At 43.1% G+C, this 2,613-nt stretch carries 3 protein-coding genes and 1 tRNA gene; 2 read left to right on the forward strand and 2 right to left on the reverse strand.

What is annotated here, in order from left to right; genetic code table 11:
- The first annotated feature begins 130 nt into the window (after positions 1-130).
- Both B3N34_RS09355 and B3N34_RS09360 read left to right on the forward strand, forming a co-directional pair.
- The gene (locus B3N34_RS09355) at positions 131-1,411 is read left to right on the forward strand and encodes an alkaline phosphatase family protein (RefSeq protein ID WP_286977469.1); all 1,281 of its coding nucleotides are present in this window, start codon (positions 131-133) and stop codon (positions 1,409-1,411) included.
- A 6-nt stretch (positions 1,412-1,417) separates the two neighbouring features.
- Positions 1,418-2,203 carry a hypothetical protein gene (locus tag B3N34_RS09360; RefSeq protein ID WP_286977471.1) on the forward strand — a complete coding sequence of 262 codons (786 nt, stop codon included), beginning with the start codon at positions 1,418-1,420 and terminating at the stop codon, positions 2,201-2,203.
- A gap of 145 nt (positions 2,204-2,348) precedes the next feature.
- Here B3N34_RS09360 and B3N34_RS09365 read toward each other — a convergent pair.
- Positions 2,349-2,425: transfer RNA gene (locus B3N34_RS09365), tRNA-Trp, on the reverse strand.
- Positions 2,426-2,446: 21 nt separating this feature from the next.
- Positions 2,447-2,596 (reverse strand): 50S ribosomal protein L33, encoded by a 150-nt coding sequence (gene rpmG / locus B3N34_RS09370; protein WP_009201747.1) that lies wholly within the window; start codon positions 2,594-2,596, stop codon positions 2,447-2,449.
- Between the last annotated feature and the right edge of the window lie 17 nt (positions 2,597-2,613).

Consider the following 2,613-nt stretch of genomic DNA (forward strand, 5'->3'; position numbering starts at 1 on the left):
CCTACAAATATTTTACGCGATCGGCTTCGTGATCTTTGATGTTTAAATTTAACCTAAACTATATAATAACAGATAACAACAACAAAGAGGTTATTGAAACATATTTACCCTTTCGAAGGGAGGCATCATCTTGAAATGCCTATTTATCATATTGGATGGTTTGGGAGACAGGGGCATATCTGACTGGAACCAGAACACTCCCCTGCAAAAAGCCCATACACCAACACTTGATTATTTAGCAAGTGTTGGAGCTAACGGATCTTTAACAGCCCTCTGCAAAGGTGCACCCCTGCCCAGCGAAATTGCTCACTTTTTAATATTCGGTTATGCCATTGAAGATTCCCCCGGAAGGGGAGTCATAGAAGCCTTGGGTTACGATTTTGAAGTCAGCTTCGACGAAGTTTACATTCTCGTGAAACTGTTGTCCGTAAAAGAAATTGACGACACTCTTTATCTTGCAGAGGAAAAGCCACCTGCAGACGAAGAAACGATAATGTCATTGATAGATGATATACGATATTTTAGACATAAAGGCATAGAGGTCGAATTTAAGCCAACGCACGGCATAGACGGCATCCTAAAACTGTCTGGCAATGTATCCTCCCAAATTTCTGACTCTAATCCTATTTTTAACGGTCGCCCCCTTTTGCAAATTGAATCCCTGAAGGGAGCCGAAAACCTCGACGCAGCAAATCAAACTGCAGAGGTGTTGAACAAATATATTCTGTGGGCTCATTTAAAATTAGCCTCAAATCCCCTAAACAGCAAAAGAAAAGACTTGGGCTTGCCGCCCATAAATGCTGTGGCAACCCAAAGAGCCGGAAAATTAAAAAAGATAAAAAGCTTTGAGGAAAAATGGAAACTTAGATCGGAAGCTTTCGTGTCTTCGGCTCTATATACAGGCATAGGCAAAATATTTGACATGAAAGTTCATAGATTCAACATAAAAGATCCTTATGAAGACCTGCTTGCAAAACTAAAAGAGGCAGTCGAATCCGAAAAAGATTTTTGCTTCGTCCATACGAAGGCTCCGGACGTCGCAGCTCACACCCGCATCCCGGAAAATAAGGTAAAGGTCATCGAATCACTTGATAGTGCTCTTGGAAAGATCTTGCCGGAATTGGACTTCAACGAAACCCTGCTAGCGATAACTGCCGACCACTCCACTCCAAGCGTTGGTGACATGATACATTCCGGAGAAAGCGTGCCGCTATTGATGGTTGGCAAATACCTTCGAAGAGATAAAGTCGTCAATTTCGACGAGATATCATGCCTCTACGGCTCCCTTGGCGAAGTCAGGGGAAATGAAATTATGTCCATGATCCTAGATTTCATGGACAGGGCAGATCTTTACGGACTGCAATACGGACAATGCCCCTTACGCATTAGTCGTGACAAATCGTTAGGATGATTAATTATGAATAGAGAAAAGCTACTTGAGATTTTTGCCACAAAACCCGATATAATAATTGAATTTCCGGAATGGATGCTTTCCTTAGAAAAAATAATGAATATTCATCCAAGGGAATCTGCCGTAATAGGAGAGATAGCCGGTAGGGACAGCATTGTGGCTATCCTAAAAGCCCAGGAACTTCGCCAATTTTCTTTTCTTCTGCCTTCCATCGTTTACACGGGAACTGAGTACGGAGACCCTGAAATTCTGATAAAGAGGCTCGATTTTGTAAAGAAAGAGCTCGCCAAAAGGAACGCTCACACCTTTGAGCCGGTAATTCACGGTTCTCCGAAATTATGGATGCAACTTTGCGCCAACTCCGTCGAAATCTCAATAGAAAGATGGGGGTTTTACACCCCTTGCATAGCCTGCCACCTCTACCTTCACATCATGAGAGTCCTTCTAGCCATTAAACTCAAAATCTCAAGAATTGTCACCGGAGAAAGAAGTTCCCACGAAGGTGTAATTAAGCTCAACCAGCTTCCTTACGTCCTTGAATCATTCAAGGATTTTTTTGCAAGTTATGGGATTGAACTTATGCAGCCCCTTAAAAATATTGCCTCAAACGAGGAAATCGCAAAAATCGCAGGCTCTGAAGAAGGAAAAAATCTCGAACAACTTGGCTGCGTTATGTCAGGCAACTATAAAGACCTGAGTAAAATTCGCGAACTACCGATCGAGGAATACCTCCATGCCGAATTACTGCCTAAGGCAAAGGAGATGATCGATAAAATCTTAACCTCGGGTTAGTTAAGCGAAATAGTAACTTCCCCTTTCGAATGGCGCAAGTTTTATTGCTCCATTCGAATCACTGTCGCATAAAATCCAGTCCGACGCTCCTAAATTTGCAATAAAAAACCCTGACTGAGCATATTCCCAGTCAGGGAGTGTATTCTGGCAGGCCCGGCAGGATTCGAACCTGCAACCCCCGGATTTGGAGTCCGGTGCTCTGCCAATTCGAGCTACGGACCTGCTTGCAAGAGCTATTTTATACTACTTCGTCTCCTTGTGCAAGGTGTGTTTATTACACCACCGGCAAAATTTCTTCTTCTCAAGTTTCTTGGACTGTTTTTTCTTGTTAACAGTTGTCACGTAATTTCGGCGCTTGCACTCGGTGCACTCCAATCCAACTACATCGGCCATTCATATCCCCCCTTTCA

This window comes from Acetomicrobium sp. UBA5826, assembly GCF_002433005.1.
In the GTDB taxonomy this organism is placed as follows: Bacteria; Synergistota; Synergistia; order Synergistales; family Acetomicrobiaceae; genus Acetomicrobium.